The organism is Piscirickettsia salmonis LF-89 = ATCC VR-1361 (genome assembly GCF_000297215.2).
Classification (GTDB): Bacteria; Pseudomonadota; Gammaproteobacteria; order Piscirickettsiales; family Piscirickettsiaceae; genus Piscirickettsia; species Piscirickettsia salmonis.
Window position 1 is genome coordinate 1 of the sequence record NZ_AMFF02000180.1, and the last position, 812, is coordinate 812.

The window sequence follows — 812 nt, forward strand, 5'->3', positions numbered from 1 at the left end:
TGCGGGTTGTCACTTATTATTTTTACCCCCTTATTCTCCTGATTTAAACCCGATAGAGCATGTATGGTCACCGCTTAAAAATAGGGTTCGCATGAAGCTTGATCAAGATGAAATAAATTTAGAGACAGCGCTTAGTCAAGTAATGAAGTCAATGTCAGAAACTATTCGTTGAGTGCTATAACAGTCTTTAATAAGTTTACATCAGCTAAACTTTTAATCAAAAAAATGTCATTAGTTAATCTGCATAAAATCACTATGGTTTTGTTTATTATTTTAAATAAAGAAACAGTGTTTTTCTGTTGAAAATTTAATATTGAAGAATTTGAAAGTTTCAGCCGGGTTAATGGATCATTTTTTAGTGAAGCAAAATTTGAGAGATTTGACCTGAAGAACAGAAACTATTCTTAATTATCGGCAAAAAGTATCACATATGGTGCGTTTTATCGTTTTTGGACGGATTAATCCTATGCAGGCTGAATTAAAGCCGGACCTCCTTCATCTTCGCAAGCTTTTCATGATGTTGACGCAACTGCCATAAAGGGGTTGAGTTTGTGAATCCAGAGAGTCTCATTTCACTGCCACAAAGTATGCAAATGAGAGGATCTACTGCATAATTGGCTTTCATCAGGCTGGAATAGGTAACAGACTGAGCAGCTTCAATGGTCTGATCTAATAAATCATAGACTTTTGGTAACAAGGTTTTTCTGACTCGATTCGCTAAAAAGCCGTAATACCGTATCATTTTGAAAAACTTTTCTGGTATATGTTGTGTCAATCGCTCAATAAACGCCTCAACCGCTGCGAGCCATGGA

General features: G+C 36.0%; 1 protein-coding gene and 1 pseudogene. One reads left to right on the forward strand and one right to left on the reverse strand.

The genetic code is table 11. From position 1 onward, the window contains the following. Positions 1–172, forward strand: a 172-nt coding sequence (locus C200_RS12915; protein ID WP_033923692.1) for a transposase, incomplete at its 5' end; no start/stop codon positions are given. Between the two features lie 497 nt (positions 173–669). On the opposite strand, the pseudogene C200_RS15555 reads toward C200_RS12915, so the two are convergent. Continuing rightward, positions 670–812: pseudogene (locus C200_RS15555) on the reverse strand (transposase); the annotation flags it as partial.